The sequence below is a fragment of the Nocardioides zeae genome, assembly GCF_030818655.1.
GTDB classification, from domain to species: Bacteria; Actinomycetota; Actinomycetes; order Propionibacteriales; family Nocardioidaceae; genus Nocardioides; species Nocardioides zeae_A.
On sequence record NZ_JAUTAN010000001.1, the window covers coordinates 138,690 to 158,912 of the forward strand.

The following is a 20,223-nucleotide window of genomic DNA, read 5'->3' on the forward strand; positions in this document are numbered from 1 at the left end:
CGGCTCTGGACGAGGACGAGTGGCTAGACGCGGAGCCTGAGCCTGCGCCCCCCTCGCCGTCAACGGATAGCGGCTCCGGAGGGGTTGGCAGCGACGCGGCACCTCCTGCTGCAGAGTCCCGCTGATGCCGGCGGGAACCGCGGACGAGATCGCTTTACACGTCGCGGAGTTGGTGACCGCTGAGCTGGCGGGGGTGCACTGCGGGCTCGACGACACATTCTTCTCCGTCGGGATCGACTCCCTCAAGGCCGCGCGGGTCCTGGCCCGGGTTCGGCAAACCTATGCCGTGCGGATTTCTATGGGCGACATGTTCCGGCACGACACGCCGCGCAAGCTCGCGACCCGGGTTCTTGAGGCCGAGGCTGGGGAGGTGTCCCCGCCTCAGCAGCCGAGACGGCCCCTCCGGTACGGTCCGCTGTCGCTCAGCCAGCTGCCGTTCTGGGAGATGGACCGAGCTACCGGCGGCGCGGGGCTTTTCAACACCGTCATGGACTTCCAGTTCGACGGCGAGGTCGACGTAGAAGCTCTTCATGGAGCCGTCCACGACGTCGTTGAGCGCCAGCCGGTGCTGCGCACCACCTATTACGAGACTCCGGCCGGCCCTGTGCAACGGGTCTGTGACGAGCCGCACCCCGTCCGCCAGTTCGACCTGCGCGGCGCAGCATCCACGAGCAGCTTCAATCGGTTTCTGCTACGCGAGCACCGCACGGGTTTCGACGTGGCGAGCGCGCCGCCGGTCCGAATCACGATTCTTCGGCTCGGGTCGAGAGTCTGGTCGGTCGTGGTCACCTTGCACCACCTCGCCACCGACGGCTGGTCGACTCTAGTCCTGGCCCAGGACCTGGCCGAAAGTTACCGCCGACGGGTGACGGGACAGGAACCATTACCAAGCGCCGGTGAGTATCTCGACTTCGCTCACTGGCAGCGAAACACCCTTGTCGGGGAGAGGCTCGAAGAGCACCTCGACCATCTCACCCGGGTCTTCGCGACTCGCTCGCCACGAATTGGCTCCGCACCGCCAGCGAGGCCATCCTACCGTACCGGGATCGACCGCGTGCGGCTCTCGTCAGAGGTGATGGACCGTTACAGCGACCTCGCGCTGCGGACGGGCACCACACGGTTCGTCACTCTTGCTGCGGCTGTGCTCAGCTTCGCCCAAGAGCTGACCGGTTCCTCGCGCCAACTGCTTAGCATCCAGAGCGCCAACCGGAGTTGGCCGGGGAGTCAGGACTTGATCGGGTGCTTCTCCAACGTCGTGCATGTCGCGACCACCGGTGAACATGGCGACCTGCAGGACCTCTTGCAGGAGGTTGGGGTGAGCCTTGCTGCCGCTGTATCCCACGACGAGCTCCCATTCGATCATGCGCTCCGGCAGCTGGAGGGGCGCGGCAAGTCCATAATGGGCAACCTGCCAGGCCTGGCTTTCTCGATCCAGCCAGTGCCGGCCGGATCGGTCGCACTGCCCGGTTGCTCGATGCGGCCGCGGCCCGTCGAACAACCGATCGACGGGATCGACCCCACGACCTACCCCCTCGTTGTCGAGCTGACCGAGTCCGGCTCGGGCGTCGTGCGCCGCGCGCGTGATCATTGGACCGATGAAAACTACGACCACGCGCGGACCCGGTTGCTCAAGGTCTTGGAGAGTTTCCCGACGAGCACGATCGGGGTGGCCTAGTGACTTGGCGGTGGAAGCCGTCTACGACCCGCCCGAGGCCCCCGGCGCTGCTGCTCGCCGGCGTTGCCGTCCGTATCGGGGGTGTCCCGGCCGCGGTGACCGCGGTGGCGGTCGCGCTGGCTTGCGCAGCCGCTCCGGGGATTGCCTTGGCCAGCGGTCATCTCGTTGACGGACTCGCAGACCTTCCCCTAGGTGGTTCTGCTCTCGGGTCCGCCGAGGTTCGATGGGCCGTGGGTGCAATCGGTGTGCTCTTTCTGGCCCAGCAGGTCGTGCCCGCCGCCGCGCGGGTAATGGCTGAGGCGGTGGGGCGCCGACTTGACCTTGAGATCTCGGAGCGGCTCCTGGTGACAATGTGCGAGCCTGAAACGATCGACGTTCTGGAGAAGCCCTTGGTGCGAGATCTCGTCGCCGAAGTGATCGGGCGGCCGGGCTCGGCCTCGATGAGGGACGGCGTGACCGGCCTCGTGAACGTGGCCATCGTTCGAGGGGGCGCCCTGATCGGGGTCGTGGTGCTGGTGCCTCACCATTGGTGGCTGGCCGTTCTCGTGATTGCTGGCTACGTCGTCGCGATCACGCAGATCTCGTCGATCTACCAGGCCGGGCTCTTGTCGTCAGAGGGGTCGCCAACCCTGCTCCGGCGCGCGGGCTACCTAAGAGACCTCGCGGCTACGTCGAAGGACGCGAAGGACGTGCGTGTCTTCGGCCTACTCGAGCATCTCCGCAAGGCCTATAGCTTGGAGTCCGGACGCGCGCTCACCGAGCTGCGCCGCGGCGGACGTGGCGGTGTCGTCCGAACAGCGGCAAGCAGCGGCGCGATTGTCATCCTTGTCCAGGGCATTGCGCTATGGGTCCTAACCGCCGACCTTGTCGCCGGCCGCCTTACCGCCGGTCAGTTCACCACCTGCGCCGTGGCGATCGTAGGTCTGTCCGCAGCGCTGAGCCTTAGTCCCGAACTCCTGAACCTCACGGTCGCCGGCACCCGGCTTGCTCAGATGACGCAGCTTGAGGGGGAAGTCTGCGCCACCTCCGGCCGAGCGGCGCGAGTCTCGCCGCGGCCAGCCCTCGAGTTGCGCAAGGAACTGGTCTTCGACCGGGTCACCTTTACCTATCCCGGTGCTAGCGAGCCGGTCCTGCGGGACTTCTCCCTCACCTTGCGCGCCGGGATGTCTTCGGCGATCGTCGGGCCGAACGGAGCCGGGAAGTCAACTCTCATCAAGCTGTTGTGCGGCCTGTACCGGCCCGACTCCGGACGCATCACCGTCGACGGTGTGGACCTGGCATCTGTCGGCCAAGCGGCGTGGCAGCGACGCTGCGCGCTGCTGGGGCAGGACTGGGTTCGTTGGCCAATGACCGTGCGTGACAACGTCACGTGGGGAGCGCCGGACATGGCAGACGACGTGGTGCGCCTCAACGATGCGGCGCACCGCACGGGGCTGGACGAGGTGGTGGAACAGCTGCCCCAGGCATGGGACACCCAACTGAGCCGTGCCTTCAACGGCGTCGATTTGTCGGGCGGCCAGTGGCAGCGTGTCGGTATCTCACGGGCCCTATTCGCCAGCAACGACGACGGGATCCTGGTCCTTGACGAGCCCACGTCGGCGCTCGACGTCAAGGGCGAGACCGAGCTCAACGAACGACTGCTTTCGGCGGCTGAAGGGCGGACAGTCGTCTTGGTCTCCCACCGCTTGGCTGCCGTGCGCCACGCCGACGAGATCCACGTGATCGACTGCGGGGCCGTCGTGGAAAGCGGTACGCACGACGAACTGATGACACTGGGCAAGCTTTACCACGGCATGTTCCGCACCCAGGCCGACCGATACGCGCTGCGCCAGGAGCTCTCGTGACAGATCGACACCCCGGCGCGCTGCGCGCCGCCCTGCTGCTGTCACTGGAGGCGGACCGCCGGTCCACGATCATCACGCTCGCGAACTTTGCGTTACGCCCGGCGGCGGTCGTGATCGCCACCTGGATGCTAGCGCTGGTGATCGATGCGGCTGCGTCCGGCGACCGGAGCGTGATGTGGACGGTAGCGGCGGTTGCTGCGCTCTTGACTGCACTCCACGCTGTGACGGCGCCGCTTGCCGTGGAGATCAGCGCTCGGATGATCGAGGCGACCTCCGTGCGCGTTGACGAGCGGCTGATGTCGCTAGTCGGAGGTCTGCATGGCATCGACCGGCTCGAAGACCCTGAACTCCTAGACCGCCTCGAGGTCCTCGACCAAGAGCGGGTCTACCTCGCCGAGGGCGCTGACGCCCTGTCATTGATCCTCGGCGTCGTCGTTCGTGGCGGCCTCACGGTGGTCCTGCTCGCGATGATTAACCCGTTGCTCCTTTTCACCCTGGCGCTTGCCGTGCCGGCGGTGCTGGCGTCGCGACGGGAACAACAGCGCCGGAGCTCCGCAGTCAGTGCCGCGGCGTCGGATACTCGCAGGGCCGATGCGTTGCTGCGCACCGCGATCGGTAACGGCGCCAGCGAGATCCGACTCTTTGGTCTCGCCGAGGAGCTGAGAGTCCGTACCCGGGAGCTCCGCACTCGAGCTAACCGAGCAGTCGTCGCCGCGACAGCCGCGTCGCTTGTCGGCACTCTGGTTGGCGCGGCAATTTTCGCCGCTGGATTTGTTTTCTCGCTCGGGGTGGTCGTGCACGGGTACGGCGTCGGAAGTTCGGGCGTGGGTGAGATCATGTTGACCCTAGCCCTGGTCACCAGTCTGAACGTCCAGGTAGCGTCCGCCATCGCCTTCTCGGCGTTCTTGCAGCAGACCAGGTCGTCGTCGTCAAAGCTGCTCGACCTTGAGGAGCTGTGCCGCGCCGAGGCACAACGTTGGCGGGGCGAGCAGTCGCCGGACCGGGAGCTTCAGCACGGCGTGAGATTGGAGGACGTGACTTTCAGATACCCCGGCGCCGAGCAGGATGCGCTGCGCGAGGTGTCTCTCGAACTGCCAGCCGGTGCCATCGTTGCGGTGGTGGGCAACAACGGGTCGGGCAAGTCCACGCTCATCAAGTTGTTGGCCGGGCTGTACCAGCCGTCCTCGGGAGCCGTCCTCGTGGACGGGCGACCGCTCGTGGAGATGGACGTCGACCAGTGGCACGCCGCGACCAGCGCCTGCTTCCAGGACTTCAGCCGACTCGAGTTCGACCTCCAGCAGAGTGTCGGGCACGGTGACCTCGCGCGAGTCGACGACCGGTCCGCCGTGGAGGGCGCGCTCGCCCAGAGCGGGGCAGAGGACCTTCCGAAGCGATTGCCCCAGGGGCTCCAGACCGGCCTGGGCAAGTCGTTAGAAGACGGAGTGGAGCTGTCGGGCGGTCAATGGCAGCGAGTGGCACTCGCGCGGGCGCGGATGCGGCCAGCGCCGCTCTTGTTGGTGCTCGACGAGCCTTCCTCGGCCATCGACCCATTGGCGGAAGAGCAACTGCTGCACAGCTACGTCGCCACCGCGCGCCAGACCTCAGAGAGAGCCGGAGGAATCACCCTGTTCTCGTCCCACCGCCTCTCGACCACCAGGCGCGCCGATATCGTCGTCGTGCTCGACGGTGGGAAGGTCGTCGAGCACGGCGACCACGACACGCTGATGTCAATGCCCGATGGGCACTACCGCGAGATGTTCCGGCGACAGGCCCTCAGCTACGGGGTTGGACCCTTCGGGGCGGACCGGGACGGCGGTGCCCGGACCATCAGGTCCATGTCGGAGGACGTGAGATGATGGGATCCTCCGAGACCGAGACCGAGACCGAGACCGAGACCGTGACTGCGGCGCTACGCGACGTCTGGTCGTCGCTGCTTGGGATCGACGAGGTCAGGCCCGACGACAGCTTCTTCGTGCTCGGGGGCCACTCGATGCTCGCTGCACGGCTCGGGATGCGAGCCACCCGCGCCATCGGAGCCGAGGTGCCACCGGACCTGGTGTTCGACAGCCCAACATTCGGCGCGTGGGTCGAGGCTGTTCTCCGTTACCGCGAAGCCCTGGCAGACGATGAGACGCCGATCGTCGCGGGACACAAGCCCGCCCCTGCCCCGGCGGCTGCTCGCCTCGGACCGGTCTCGCTGCAGCAGGAAGAGCTTCTGAGTGTGGACCGCGCGTTGGGCCCCTCGCCGATCAACAACGCTGTCGCCGCCGTCGAAATCACGAAGGACGTCGACGAGGCCGTCTTGCGGGTCGCGATCGACGCTGTCGTTGCGCGACATCCTGCTCTGGTCGCAGTGTTCGACGACGGCCTCAAGCAGATGCGCCTGCCGGGCGAGCAGGCCGTGGACGGCGACCAGCGGACCATCCCGGTCGAGGTGTGCGCCCTAAGCGACGTAGACCGGGTCCGCGCGCGGGTCGCGCGCGGCGCGCTTACGCCGTTCGACCTCGGCTCAGGTCCCTTGCTGCGCGTGCAATGGGTGCAGAGAACCGACGATCCAGACATCTTGGCGCTGCATGCGCACCACGCAGTGTTCGACGGGGTCTCCGCCGAGATCGTGCTGGACGAGCTCGACCGCGCCGCGGCAGGGGAGGCGCTGCCCCCCGAGGAGCATGCGACCTACGTCGACTACGCGGTGTGGCAGGGCGAGCACCAGCGGGCCGTCGGTGCGGAGGCGAGGGTCTACTGGCGTGACGTGGTACGCAGACTGATTCGATCCGGTGCGGGGCTGGACACCGACGACTCGGCACACACGGTGTCGCCGGTCGCCAGGCTGCACCGTCAGCTGCCTGCGGAGGTACTCCACGCAGGCCGTTCTCGCTTCGCCCAGTTCGCGGTGACCGATTTCGCACTGGTGGCCGGTGCGACAGCGCGAGCCGTCGGTCGCGCAACCGGGCGCGACCTCGTTGGCCTCGGTGTCCACTTCGACAACCGAGACGTGGCAGGGTTCGAGCGCGTCGTCGGCGCCTTTGCGACCAGCAGTGTCCTGGCGCTCGGCTGGGATGTAAGCGGTCCCGACAGCGACTTGCAGCTGCTTCGCTCGGTGGTGGAGGGGGTCGCGGCTAGCCGACGGTTTGCCCACCTCCCCTTGCCCGTCGCCGTCGCACCGGCCGCCGACGAAGCCGGGGTCGACTCTGTCGACGCACTGGTTGATGCGATCGTCACCGTCGAGCAGGGTGAGGCAAGCATTGGGGTCGGCTCGCTGGGGATGCGCCGGCTCTTCGACACCGAGCGCCCGGTGGCCGGAGCCGCGCTGAGCCGGCCGCCGACCGTGATGGCCGTCGTGTCGCCAAGCGGCGCGGTGGACGTCGTGGTGGACCACCGCGCTGCCCCCGCGGCGGCCTCGTTCGCCGATCGACTAGCTGACGGGGTTGTCAACGAGCTGTACGTCCTCGCCGGGCTGTGATGAGCGCGACCACTGACCCCTGTCGTCTCGAGGGACCGCGGCACTTCGTCAGCGCCCACCAGCTCATGGCCCGCGACGACGTCATCGCCCGACGCGCCACCTCCGCGCAGCTAGCCACAAGGGGCTCCGTGAACCGGTGGTCGACACAATCAGTGGCTGCCCGTTTCACGCGGTCCGCCGAAGACCCGGTCGAGCTTGCCGGCTGCATGGAGCCAGTCCTCGTGGCCACGCCCGACTTCGGTGCCTCTCTTCGCATGATCGCCGTGCCCGGTACCCGCAAAGGAACGATCGCGGTACCCGGAGCAGTGCGCGAGCAATCGGCAACCCTTACCGCCCGAGCCGTGCGCTCGGCTCGGACGTCACCTATGTTCGCAAGCGCGGGAACCGAGGTCGGTCCGGCCGCGGGTGATGCCCGGTGAGATACCGACAGCTTGGCGCACGCGGGCCGGTGGTGAGCGAGATCGGGCTTGGCACGTGGCAGTCCGTGGCTACCGCCAGCCTGGGAACGGCTGAGCGGCTCGTGCTGACCGCGCTGGACTCCGGCGTCACCCTGATCGACACCGCGGAATCCTACGGCACGGCACCCGAGGCGCTCGGACGAGTCCTGCGCCCGGCCGATCGCGATCGTTGTGTCCTGTCGACCAAGGTGGCCCCTGTGCAACCCTGGCAGGGCGAGGACGCACCGTCGTACGCCGGTGCGCTAACCCCAGCCTCCATTCGGCGCAGCGTCGAGTCGAGCCTGCGGGCCCTTCGCACCGACCGGGTTGACCTGCTGAGTGCCCATCGTTATGACCCGGCGACGCCTCTCGAGGACGTCGTCCGGGCCATGGGTGAGCAGATCGCCGCTGGGACGGTGTTGCACTGGGGCGTTAGCGAGTGGACGTCGTCGCAGCTCAACGAAGCCGTGGCGATGAGTGATGCCCTCGGCGTCGACCGACCGGTGTCCAACCAATGCCAGCACAGCATCCTGTGGCGGGTCCCGGAGTCCGAGGTGGCCGCTATGTGCGTCGAGCACGGTATCGGCGAGGTCGCGTTCTGGTCCCTGGCGCAGGGGATCTTGAGCGGCAAGTACCTTCGACGCGCTTGCCCGCCCCCGCGCAGCCGGGCGGCGGGATCCGGGCGGGCCACGATGGACTACCTCCTGCTTGACCCCGTTCTGGACCGGGTTCAGCTCTTCGTCGAGCTGGCGCGCCGTCGCGGCGTCTCTCCAGCCCAGCTGGCGCTCGCCTGGGTGCTGTCGCGGCCGGTGGTATCCGCCACCGTGGTCGGGGCGTCCACCAGCGAGCAGGTCCTCGAGAATGTCGGAGCCGCTGAGGGCATGATGGTCTCTGACCGAACATGGGAGCTCGTGGACCGCATCTTCGCTGGCTGCATCAACGACGACATCGTCGCGACGGTTTGAAGGTGGTTCGTTTGCCCGTCACGCTGACCACGCCGCGACTACGGCTCCGTGCGCTCACCGTCAAGGACGCGGCCCGGCTCGTTCACCTGCACGCGGAGGCGCATGTCCAGGCCTGGCTGGGCACCTTCGACCTGACAGCAGCGTCGGCGCGTCTCGAGAGGTTCGAGCAGCAGTGGGCCGAGTTCGGCTACGGGATGTTCGCGGTCGAGAGCGTTGACCGGCAATTTATGGGTCGGTGCGGCTTTGTCCACTGGCCGGAGATGGGCGACTCTGGCGAGACCGAGATCGGCTGGGCGCTCGGATCCGCGTGGGTCGGGCGCGGCTTCGCTACCGAGGCGGCGAGGGCCTGCCTGTCGTGGTTCTGGGCTCGAGACCGGACAGTCGAGAAGGTCACAGCCATGATCGCGCCCGGCAATCAGGCATCGGTTGCGGTCGCCGAGAGCGTCGGCCTGCGCCATGAGCGAAGTGATGTGTTCCGGGGCAACCCCATCGAGGTCTACTCGGTCACTCGGAAGAGCAGTTTTGCCCGCTGACGGTCGAGCTTGTCGCGGGGATTCTGCGGAAGACCAACAACGACGGTGACCCGTTAAGGCGCCATCCCCCGCAGCAGTGGCTCCGCCAACGCCCGCTGGACGTTTGCGGGCCAGTCCGTGCGGTGAAGTCGGCACTGCTGGTGGCAAGGCGCCGGGACCACGGACCGGAGTCGTTCGGGGCGTCGACCAATCGTTCGTGGGTCAGGTCGGACAGGAGTTCCTGTGCGTCCAGAGTGATGCCCTGAGCATGCGGCACCGGATCATGTGGGGTCAGGGAAGCACGGGCCTGCAGCAGCTCTGGCAGCGCGGAGGCCGAGGTGAGGTGCTGCAGAGGTGGCTGTGTGGCCGTCCCCGTCACAGGTCGAGCTGCCACGCGATCGCGACGGCACGACGCGACTGCGGGGAGGCATTCGGCGGGCTGGCGTGGACAATGCGGTCGTGATGGATGATCACCGATCCCGGGCGGAGGGCGGCCAGCCGCGGCGCCGGCAACATGGCGACCGTGTCCGGGTCGACCTGGACCAGCCACGGGTCGTCCGTCGGCACGTGGGGAAGAATCTCGCCTCGATGCGAGCCCGGCCAGTACCACATGGCGCCGTTACCGGCATCGGTCGGATCCAGCGGTAGCCAGACGTGGGCGATCCGGGTGGAGGTTTCGGCGAAGTACACCCCGTCCTGGTGGGGGAGCGCCGGGCTACCGACCTGGGCGGGCTTGTCGAACGTCTCGACTCCCATCGGGTGAGCCCGAGCACCGGTGACGACCTCGACCAAGGCTCGCAGCACGGGGTCCTCGCCGAGACCCTTGAAGAAGGGATCCACCCGCTCCATGAAGTACATGCCGCTAACGACATCGTCCCCGACACGACGTACCCAGTCCTCCGGCAGGGCCGCCAGCATGTGCTTGCGGTAACGCTCCACGTTCCGCTCGATGCGGGCGACCTCTCGCTCGGTGAGCACACCGTCGAGAACGACGACCCCGTCGCGCTCGAATACCTCGGGGACCAGCGGGTCCCTAGGGTCGAGGTGGGCGATCTGCTCGAGGTGCGCTGGATCGTGGAGGGCGCGCGTGATTCCGAGGGATTCGCTGCCGTTCATGCCCGCCCTTTGCGTCGTGGCCAGGAGATGGACTGGACCCCCATCATGTCAGAGGGCCCGCGACAGATACAATCACCCCGGTCTCTGATCCACACGTCTCGGGAGGGGTCAGGATGTGCCTCGTCGAAGGGTGGGGTCATGAAGCCCGCCATGCTCGGGTTCGTCAACTGCTGCGCGAAAGACAGGCGCGCAATGCCGCCCATAGCTATCCTCTCTCCGCAACCCAACAGGGCATCTGGCTCGCCGACACCTTGAACCCCGGGATATCGGGCTACCACGACGTCGCCCAGGTCGAGCTGCAAGGGCACCTGGACACGGGACGGCTGCGGCGGGCGCTAGCAGCCGTCATGCGCCGCCACGAGGCGCTGCGGGCCAGGATTGAGACCGACGACGATGTGCCGATGCAGATCTTCGATCGCCAGATTCCCGCGATCGAGACGGTGGACCTCTGCGGACGGGCCGCAGATCGACAGGAACGCCACGTCGACCGGCTGGTGGGTATCGCTGCGACCGAGCCCTTCGCGCTTGACGTGGGGCCGCTATGGCGTGGACTCCTCATCCGCCTGGACGAGCGTCGCCACCTACTCGTGCTGGTGGTGCACCACCTAATCGGTGACGGTGAGTCCCACAACCTGGTCTGGCGCGACCTCCTGCGAGGCTACGCCGACCCGCTGCTGCCTGCGGTCACAGGCTACGGCGACTGGTTGCGCACTCGTGTTGCCCAGGAGGATGCGGCCGTTGCGCGCGCCCAGAAGGTCGCGGATCGAGCGGCACAGTCTCCGCGCCGGCTCGATCTGCCGGGCTGTGGCGCCGACGACGGCGACCGGCGTGCGCATGTCGTGCCGGTGCCCGTCGCCGCCGATGACTGGGAGGCGTTCTTGGCCCGCGCATCGGGCGGCGGGGTCACGCTGTTCTCAGCGCTGCTCGGCCTTTTCGGCGTCGAGCTTGCCGAACGCACCGGCGCCCCGGTCACTCTCGCGGTGCCGCTATCCCAACGGTGGCGGCAGTCCGAGGGCGCCGATCTCGCCGGCTGCATGGTCGACCTGCTCCCGACCATCGTTGAGGGCGGGTCGGACGACATCGCAGTCGGCCAAACGGCCTGGACCCAGGCCCTCGAAGGGTTCGACGTTCCGTACCGCGAGATAGCGCGGTTGCTCTCCTCAAGAACGGGCCGCACTGACGACCCGGTTACGAACGTGGCCGTCGAGCAGTTCAACGTTGACATGTCGCCACGAGACGTCGCGGGGCTGCGGGTCATCCCGCGCCCCCGCAGCCACCTGCGCGTGCGGCACGACCTCACTCTGACTGTGTTCCACGACCGGACGCCGCCCCAACTCCTCGTTCCGCGGTCCCGGTGGGATTTGGCCATGCTCGATGAGTTCGCAATGAGCATCGCAGACCGCATTACCCGAACTCGCTAGGACGCGCTCGATGTTTTTGTGCGCGATTTGGACTTGGGAGACGGCGTTCATTGCGCGGTGGCTGCATACGGGCCTCCCCGGGTCGTGGCATTGACGACGCTGGAGGCGTGAGGCTCTGGTCGTCGGGGGCTGATACCCCGGGCCCAATGTGCAATACTGCGTCGACGGCTCGATCCTCGGGGGTTCAGCATGATCTCGGAAGTTTTTCGTGCTGCGCGCGCGCAGCAGGCGACCTGCACACCGTGCTGGGGTCCGCGCTAATGTCGGGAACCTGGCTGTCGCCCGCGCGCGAGAACGCCGGGGCACGCCTTATTTGCTTTCCTTACGCCGGTGGTAGCGGATCTGCGTTCCGCCAGTGGACCCGCGATCTGGCGACGGACAGCCTTCTTGTGACGGCCACGCTCCTCGACCGCCTCGACCACTGGGGCAGCACTCTGCCCGATAAGGTCGCCTACCGATTCCTTCCTGACGGGGAATCCGAGGTCGGCACGCTCACGTATGCCGAGCTGCGCGACGAGGTCGATGCGCTAGCCGCTGGTTTGGCCGCTTATGTGACGGCCCGTGACCGGGTGGTGGTGCTGTTCACGCCGTCGCTGGACTTTGTCGTCAGCTTTCTCGCTGTTCTGCGCGCCGGATGCACGGCCGTGCCGGTCGCCCCGCCGGCGGGCGCCGAGGCGTTGGACACGGTGGGTGCGATTTTGAATGACGCCAAACCCAGATTGGTGCTGACCAACCTGCCTGACGAGTCGTTCGGTGGATGGGCATCGGCTTGTTGCCCGATTGTGTCAATGTCTGACGTGCTGAGCAGATGCGACGGCGCGGCGCCATCCCTCGGCGTCCACCCCTCGCCCCACGACGTAGCCTTCCTCCAGTACACCTCTGGGTCCACTGGGCGCCCGCGAGGGGTTGTGGTCAGTCATGCGAACCTCGTGTCCAACCAGGAGCAGATGAAGGAGCTCTTCGGGTCGGGCGAGGACGCGGTGGTGGTGAGCTGGCTGCCGCAGTTTCACGACATGGGCCTCATCGGAGGGGTGCTCCACCCGTTGTACCTGGGAGGCGCGGCCGTGATTATGCCGCCCCAGGCGTTTCTGCGTCGGCCGGCGCGGTGGCTGGAAGCGATCAGCCGCTATCGGGGGAGTATGTCGCCCGCACCCAACTTCGCCTACGACCTGTGTGCGCGTCGCGTCTCCGACGCCGAGTTCGCCCGTCTGGACCTCTCGAGCTGGACGATCGCTTTCAATGGGAGCGAGCCGGTCGTGCCGGCCGTCGTCGCCGCCTTTCAGCAGCGCTTCGGCCCTGTCGGCTTTGGGAACACCTCGTTTGCCCCGTGTTACGGCCTTGCGGAGGCGACGCTACTTGTCAGCGGCAGCGTCGGGCTTCCGGTCCACGTCGACGGGGTCGTCTCCTGCGGGACGCCGGTGAGCCGCGTAATCGCAGTCCGCGACGGCCGGATGTGCGAGGAGGGTGAGGAGGGTGAGCTGTGGATCCAGGGCGCGAACGTCGCCTGCGGCTACTGGGGCGACGACGCGGCCACTGAGGGGACCTTCGGGGCGCGGCTGCCCGGTGAGCCGGATCCGTTTCTCGCCACCGGAGATCTCGGACGCCTCAGCAATGGCGAGCTATTCGTTACTGGCCGCCTCAAAGACCTCATCATCATGCGCGGCCGTAACCACCACCCACAGGACATCGAGCAGACCGTCATATCAGTCTCGTCGCGCTTCGTCGCGGGCAGCGGTGCTGCCTTCTCGGTCGGGCAACCCGAGCGGCTGATCCTGGTCCAGGCGATCCGCGGGTCTGCTGCGGGCGGCGACGCCCTCGACCTGGCCGACCTGACCGCGAAAGTGCGCCGCGCCGTCTCGGTGCGCCACGGCGTGACCCCAAGCGAAGTGTTCCTAGTGCGCCCCGGCGGCGTTCCGCGGACGACGAGCGGCAAGGTGCGCCGCAACGAATGCCGCCAACGCTATCTCGCCGGCCGTCTGCCGGTTGTCCACCAAGACCTTGAGTCTGCGCCGTCTGCGGGCGGCCTCGGCGACGCCGACAGCCAGCCGGACCGGGCCAGCGAGGAGCGAATCGCCGGGCTAGTCGCCGAGATCATGGAACTCGCGCCCGGCCAGCTTCAGGAAGGTGTCCCCCTCGACGTGCAGGGCATGGACTCGCTCCGGGCCATGGCGGTGCAGCAGCTGCTGGTCGAAGAATGCGGCATCGACCCCGGACTAGAGCTGATCTTCTCCGGTCCCACGCTCCGGGAGCTGCTGGCACTCGCCCCGTCGGCAGGGATCGTGCGACACGGGTCGTCAGCCGAGTCGCCCCCGACTACAGTCACCCGCGGGCAGCAGGCGTTGTGGTGGCTCAGCCAGTGGAACGACGGCGCGGCGCGCGCCTACCTGATCTCGCGGGCCATCGACCTGATGCACGACGTTACGGACGAACGCCTCCGAGACGCGGTCACGGCAGTCGTCGACAGGCACCCGCAGCTGAGGAGCCGCTTCGAGCACGATGGCACCAGGCTCACACGCGGGGAGTGGGCTGTGGCCGGCCACTCGTGGTTCGAGGTAGTCGAGGTCGGCGACGACGAAATCGACGACGCGTTGCGCGAGCACGCCGTCCGCGTTCCGGACCTGTCGAAGGACCCGCTCTTTCGCATCGTGCTGTTCCGCCGGGCCAAGGCGCTGCCAGTGCTCCTCGTGGTCGCGTCGCATACAGTCACGGATCTTCACTCTTTCGGGGTCGTCCTCGACGACCTCGGCGCGCTGCTGGGTGGCTTACCGGTCCCCGGCACCGCCGGATATGACAGTGCCGCTACCACTGCCGCCGACGAGTCGGCCTATCTTGCGTCGCCACAGGGACGCCGCGACACCGAGGCGTGGCTCGACGAGCTGCGCGGGGTGCTTGACGTCGACCTGCCCCGCGACCGTTCGCGCGGCGTCGGCACCCGTCTCGAGGGCGACACGCTGCTGCTCGAGTTCGAGGCCGGCTCGGTGCCCGCGCTCGACGCGGCAGCGCGCCAGCTCCGCACGAGCCGCTTCGCGGTCCTGTTCGCGGCGTATCACGCCTGGCTCGAACGGCTGAGCGGCCAGGACGACATTGTCATCGGAGTCCCCATCGCCCTGCGAGCCGCTCCGGGCTCTGCGCGTTCTGTCGGCTATCTGATCAACACTGCGCCGATCCGCGTGTCCGGGTCCGGTGACCGCAGCGTCGCGGACCGCGTACGTCGGGCGTCGTCTGCTGTTCGCGCGGCGCTCGGCCGCGCGAACGTGCCGCTGGCCCTGCTCGTCGAGCGACTCGGGCTCGCGTCCGATCCCTCCCCGTTGTTCCAGGTCAGCTGCGGCTTCTACGACGACGCGGCACCCGGGCAGGAGCAGCTGGCCGGACTCGCACTGGAGGTTCCCGGAGCCGCGGTCCGGATTGGGCCGCTCGAGGGGATGACGCGACCGCTGCCGTGCAACAGCGCCGTCTCGGACCTGGACGTGACATTCGGTGTCGTCGACTCCCGGCTGTTCGTCAGGATCAACTACAGCTCCGAGGCCTTCGACGAGACCACGGCTGTGCAACTCGCCGAGAGCCTGCAGACCCTCGTCGGGTCAGCATTGCGCGACCCGGATGCGGACCTAGAAGAACTGCCCATGACCAGCGGTGGGGGATCAGTGCTGATCCCAGACGCGCTGGAGGTTCCGCAGGAAAGCCTTGCAGCCCTCTTCCTTCGCGCGAGCACGGCGTTTCCGGACGAGCCGGCGGTAGTCTATGGCGAACAGGTCCTGACCTATTCCGAGCTCGCCTACCGCACCGAGGAAGCAGGCCGCGCTGTCCTGTCGCGTACGGTCTCGCCCGGTGCTGACAGCGCGCCGTTGCGACGACGGGGCGTGGTCGCGGTCTTCGCGGAGGGCAGTCCGTGCTTCGTGGTCGGCATGCTCGGCGCCTTACGTGCCGGGCATGCGTTCCTCCCTGTGAGCCCGGACCTGCCCTCCTCCCGTGTCGTGTTCCTGTTCGACGATGCGGAGGTGGACGTCGCGTTCGCGCTAGCGGACCAGGCCGAGCGGTTGCGTTCAATGGTGGCCGCGTGTGCAAACCCCGTCGAGGTTGTCGCAGTCGATGAGGACGGCCGTGTCGTCGGCGAGGACCTCGCGTCGTCGCAGACTCTGCCGCTGCGGCAGGTCGACGACCTCGCCTACGTCGTCTACACCTCCGGCACGACGGGCCACCCCAAGGGCGTCATGATTCGCGACCGCAACGTGTTGCCACTGTTGTGGTGGCAACACCACACCTTCGGCGCCGGGCCCGGGATGCGCATGGCGCAGACGTGTGCGCTGTCGTTCGACGTTGGCCTCCAGGAGCTGCTCACCGTTCTCATGTTCGGAGGAGCCATCTGCATACCGCTCCCGGCCGAGCGGTACTCCTCCGACGACTACGGCGCCTTCCTAGCGAGGGACCGCGCCAACGCCATGTACGCAACGCCGACCTTCGTGCGAGACCTCATCGCTCGGCGCGTGCCGATGCCCACGATCGAGGTCATCCAGATCGCTGGCGAGCTCCTAACGGGTGCCGTCGTGCGCGGGGTCCGTCCCCTGTTCGCGCCCAGGTGCCGCATCTTCAACGGTTATGGACCGACCGAGACGGCCATCAACTGCGCGATGCACCTCACCTCGGACACGGCCACGGAGGGCGCGTTGCCCGTCGGAACGCCGACCGGGCTGGCCCATCTGTACGTGCTCGACCCGCAGCAGCGGCCCCTCCCCATTGGGATGGCCGGTGAGGTGTACATCGGGGGTCCCGGTGTGGGGCCCGGCTACGTCAACCGGCCCGAGGAGACTGCGACCCGCTTTGTGCCTAACGTCGTGTCCGGCGAGGGGGCCATGTATCGCACGGGTGACCGTGGACGTGTGTTGGCCGACGGTACCCTGATGATCCTCGGGCGCTTCGATGACCAGCTCAAGCTCCGCGGGTACCGTGTCGAACCCCTCGAGGTAGAGGCGCAAATCCGAGCGCTCGGAACGGACTGCGTTGTCGTGGTCGATCGGCCGGCCTCCGGTGCGCCCCGCCTCCTCGCGTTCGTTTCCGGCGGCGAGCTGGACCCCGGGCAGATTCACCTCGCGTTGAGCGAGCGGCTGCCGCACTACATGTTGCCTTCGAGTATCAGCGCGGTCGAGTCGCTGCCCCGCACGCGCAACGGCAAGCTCGACACCGCCCGCCTGGTCAGCCAGCCGTCGATGGACGCCACCGGGGCACCGCGGCCGATGGTCGCCGTGCTCTCCGAGGTATGGAGCTCGCTCCTCGGCCGTCCGGTCGAAGACATCGACGCGAACTTCTTCGAGATAGGCGGCAGCTCGCTCGTGCTGGCGCAGGCCGCCGTCGCTGTTCGCCAAAGCACAGGGCTGGATGTGGCGGTGCCCCGCTTTTTCCAGTATCCGACCGTGCGGACCATGGCGGCCCACCTCGAACAGCTCTCAGCAGACACCACACCAACGACCAGCCAGCTGGCGCGCCCGCGGCGCGCCCGCGGGCGTCAGCGTCAGCGATAAGGAGAGGCGAATGGGCATCGACGGATCGACGTCACCAGCAGACGTCGCAGTCATCGGGGCCGCGGTGCGGCTGCCGGGCGCTAACGACCTCGACCAGTACTGGCGCAACCTGCGCGAGGGCGTCGAGTCGGCCACCTTCTACACCGACGAGGAACTCAGAGCCCGAGGCGTCTCCCCGAGTCTGCTGGCCAACCCCAACTACGTCCGTGCCGCTGCCGTCTTCGAGGACGGCGAAGGCTTCGATGCGGACTTCTTCGGCTACACCGCGCGCGAAGCCGAGATCATGGACCCCCAGCACCGCCACTTCCTCGAGGTCGCCTACCACGGCTTGGAGGAGGCGGGCTACGACCCAACGCGCTACCCGGGACGGATCGGCGTGTATGCCGGTTGCACGATGAACACCTACCTGCCGATGAACATCATCCCAAACGGCGGGGTGGTCAACGTGATGAGTGACCTGCACATCATGCTTGGCGGCGACAAAGAGTACCTGCCCGCGCGCGTCTCCTACAAGCTCGACCTTCGCGGACCGAGCATGGCGGTGCAGACCGCCTGCAGCAGCTCGTTGACCGCTATCCATGTCGCCTGTCAGGCCATCCTCAACGACGAGTGCGACATGGCACTCGCTGGCGGGGTCTCGGTGCGGATGCCGTGGGCCGAGGGGTACATGCACGTGCCGGGTGGCACCACTTCGCCCGACGGGCGCTGCCGTGCCTTCGACGTTGACTCTGTCGGCAGCATCATCGGCAACGGAGCAGGCGTCGTCATGCTCAAGCATCTCACGGAGGCGCTGGCGGACGGGGACCACATTTACGGAGTCATCAAGGGCACCTCCATCAACAACGACGGCTCCCGCAAGGTCAGCTTCACGGCGCCCAGCGTGGACGGGCAGGCGCGAGCTGTGGCCGGCGCATTGCTCGCCGCCGAGATGACGGCCGAGGATATCGGGTACGTCGAGGCCCACGGCACCGGAACCCAGCTGGGTGACCCGATCGAGGTCGCCGCGCTGACCCAGGCCTTCCGTGAGTCAACCGACACGGTGGGCACCGTCGCGCTTGGTTCGGTCAAGCCCAACATTGGTCACCTCGATGCCGGCGCGGGAGTGGCCAGTTTCATCAAGGCCATGCTGGTGCTGAAGAACGGACTGCTGCCACCGGTGCTGCATTTCCGCGAGCCGAACCCGCACCTGCACCTCGAGCAAAGCCCGTTCTTTGTGAACAACGAGCTGATCCCGTGGCCCGGGAGCGAGCCCCGCCGCGCCGGGGTGAACTCGCTGGGCATGGGTGGCAGCAACGCTCACGTAATCATTGAGCAGCCCCCTGCCCAAGAGACAGGCACGAGCTCCGGGCAGCCCCAGCTGCTGCTGCTCTCAGCGCACACCCGGCCCGCACTGGACCGGATGAGCGCCAACTTGGGCCAGTGGCTCGTCGCCCATCCGGCGGCAAGCTTCGACGATGTCGCCTACACGCTGCAGGTCGGTCGTCGACAGCTGCGTCACCGACGTGCGGTAGTCGTGCGCGATGCCGAGGATGCCGGCTACGCGCTCGGGACCTCCGGCTCGTCGCGGGTGTTGACGCGTCGATGCGACCCGGTGGCGTCGGGGGTGGCGCTCCTCCTCCCGGGCCAGGGCTCCCAGCACCCCGGCATGGCCGCGCGGCTGCACCAGACCTATCCGGCGTTCCGTCGAGCGTTGGACGAGGCGCTCGCGGACCACCCGGCCGGCGACGAGCTGCGCCGCGCGTTGGTCGAGGCTGCGCCTCACGACGCCGACGCTGCGGCGCTGCTCGCCGGGACCGAGTGGACACAGCCCGCCATCTTCGCCTTCGAGTACGCCGCCGCACGCCTGCTCGAGGAGTTCGGCATCACGCCCCGAGCAATGCTCGGGCACAGCATCGGCGAATACGTCGCCGCCGTGGTCTCGGGGGTTCTGAGCGTCTCTGACGGTGCACGTCTGGTCAGCGAGCGGGCCCGTCTGATGGCGTCGACCCCTCCGGGCGCGATGGCCTCGGTGAGCCTGTCAGGGGAGAAGGTCGCGGACTACCTCACCGAGGGTGTCACGGTCGCTGCGGTGAACTCCGACTCCTTCGTCACCATTTCCGGCGGTGAGGCCGAGCTCGACGAAGTCGTCGCCCGTCTGGACGCGGACGGCGTCCGGGCCCGTCGACTGCCAGTCTCCCGGGCATTCCACTCCGCCCATCTCGACGGTGTGTTGGAGGAGTTCGCCCAGGTATGCCGCTCGGTGAGTTTCGCGGCACCGCGCGTGCCCTGGGTCTCCAACCTGACCGGGACCTGGATCACTGAGGCCCAGGCCACCGACCCGGACTACTGGGTACAGCACATGCGGCAGCCAGTGCAGTTCGCGCGAGGTGTCGCCACGCTCCTCGAAGACCCCTCCCTGGTGCTGGTCGACATCGGACCGGGTAGGACGTTGCTCCCATTGGTCGAGCTCGGGTCGGCGACCCTGCAGACCAAGCCACTGGCCGTGGCGCTGTGCGCGGACCCGCGGCAGAGGGGCTCCGACACCGCTCTGACGTTCCTCCAAGCGCTGGGTTCGGCGTGGACCGCCGGCATCGACATCGACTTCGAGCAGCTGCGTTCGGACGCTACGCCGCGCCGCCTCTCAATGCCGCTGTATCCGTTCGAGCACCAGCGTTTCTGGTTGACCCCGCGGCCGGCTCATCCGGCATCCCAACCTGCCCAGATTGCCCAGGGGACGTCCACCGCACAGGTCGCGCCGCCCTTCGTCGAGCCCCTTGCTGCGACCCAGCCGGCCGCCAGCGTGCAAGCTGTGCCCCCGATCGGTGTCCAGGGCAACGAGGACAGGCACCCTCGGCCTGACCTCAGCACGCCCTACGCCGCGCCGCGGACCGATGCTGAGGCGACGGTCGTCGAGGTCGTCGCTGCAATTCTCGGTCTGCAGAAGATCGGGGTCAACGACAACTTCTTCGAGCTCCACACCGACTCTCTGATGGCCCTTCAACTCGTCGTGCAGTTGCGGGAGCGGTATGGCATCGACCTGCCGGTGGCCCAGGTCTTCGAGAACCCGACGGCCGCGGAGCTGTGCGTCGTCGTGGAGGAGGAGGTCCGCCAGAAGGGTGGGGCGACCGAGACCAATGGCACTCACCCTTCGTCGTCGCTCGCACCGCCCGTAACAGGGGACACGGGAGAACAAGGGACCGTGTCGGCAGACCAGGAGCTCGACGAGTTGTTGTCACAGATGGACCCTGAGGAGTTGCAGAGCATCTTCGACGAGATCGACCAGGAGTCGCGATGA

General features: G+C 67.7%; 10 protein-coding genes. 9 read left to right on the forward strand and 1 reads right to left on the reverse strand.

Annotated elements, in window-relative coordinates:
- Positions 1-124 precede the first annotated feature (124 nt).
- The 6 genes from QE405_RS00655 (at position 125) to QE405_RS00680 (ending at position 8,917) form a co-directional block, all read left to right on the forward strand.
- Positions 125-1,675 carry a condensation domain-containing protein gene (locus QE405_RS00655; protein WP_307198301.1) on the forward strand — a complete coding sequence of 517 codons (1,551 nt, stop codon included), beginning with the start codon at positions 125-127 and terminating at the stop codon, positions 1,673-1,675.
- A gap of 230 nt (positions 1,676-1,905) precedes the next feature.
- A complete protein-coding gene (locus tag QE405_RS00660) occupies positions 1,906-3,519 on the forward strand; it encodes an ABC transporter ATP-binding protein (protein WP_307198302.1) in 1,614 nt (537 codons plus the stop codon).
- Complete coding sequence (locus QE405_RS00665) at positions 3,516-5,375, forward strand: ATP-binding cassette domain-containing protein (RefSeq protein WP_307198303.1); 1,860 nt, start codon at positions 3,516-3,518, stop codon at positions 5,373-5,375. The genes QE405_RS00660 and QE405_RS00665 overlap by 4 nt, the downstream gene beginning before the upstream one ends.
- On the forward strand, positions 5,372-6,982 hold the full coding sequence (locus tag QE405_RS00670; RefSeq protein WP_307198304.1) for a condensation domain-containing protein: 1,611 nt from the start codon (positions 5,372-5,374) through the stop codon (positions 6,980-6,982). The genes QE405_RS00665 and QE405_RS00670 overlap by 4 nt, the downstream gene beginning before the upstream one ends.
- 451 nt (positions 6,983-7,433) lie before the next feature.
- Entirely contained in the window at positions 7,434-8,384 is a 951-nt protein-coding gene (locus tag QE405_RS00675) for an aldo/keto reductase (RefSeq protein ID WP_307198305.1), read from the forward strand.
- 11 nt (positions 8,385-8,395) lie between these two features.
- On the forward strand, positions 8,396-8,917 hold the full coding sequence (locus QE405_RS00680) for a GNAT family N-acetyltransferase (RefSeq protein WP_307198306.1): 522 nt from the start codon (positions 8,396-8,398) through the stop codon (positions 8,915-8,917).
- 354 nt (positions 8,918-9,271) lie between these two features.
- Here QE405_RS00680 and QE405_RS00685 read toward each other — a convergent pair whose 3' ends face one another.
- Entirely contained in the window at positions 9,272-10,012 is a 741-nt protein-coding gene (locus tag QE405_RS00685; RefSeq protein WP_307198307.1) for a phytanoyl-CoA dioxygenase family protein, read from the reverse strand.
- 113 nt (positions 10,013-10,125) lie between these two features.
- Here QE405_RS00685 and QE405_RS00690 point away from each other — a divergent pair, with 113 nt between their 5' ends.
- The 3 genes from QE405_RS00690 (at position 10,126) to QE405_RS00700 (ending at position 20,223) form a co-directional block, all read left to right on the forward strand.
- Positions 10,126-11,433, forward strand: coding sequence for a condensation domain-containing protein (locus QE405_RS00690; protein WP_307198308.1), 1,308 nt, complete (start codon positions 10,126-10,128; stop codon positions 11,431-11,433).
- 260 nt (positions 11,434-11,693) lie between these two features.
- Complete coding sequence (locus tag QE405_RS00695) at positions 11,694-16,949, forward strand: non-ribosomal peptide synthetase (RefSeq protein WP_307198309.1); 5,256 nt, start codon at positions 11,694-11,696, stop codon at positions 16,947-16,949.
- A gap of 10 nt (positions 16,950-16,959) precedes the next feature.
- Positions 16,960-20,223 (forward strand): type I polyketide synthase, encoded by a 3,264-nt coding sequence (locus tag QE405_RS00700; protein WP_307198310.1) that lies wholly within the window; start codon positions 16,960-16,962, stop codon positions 20,221-20,223.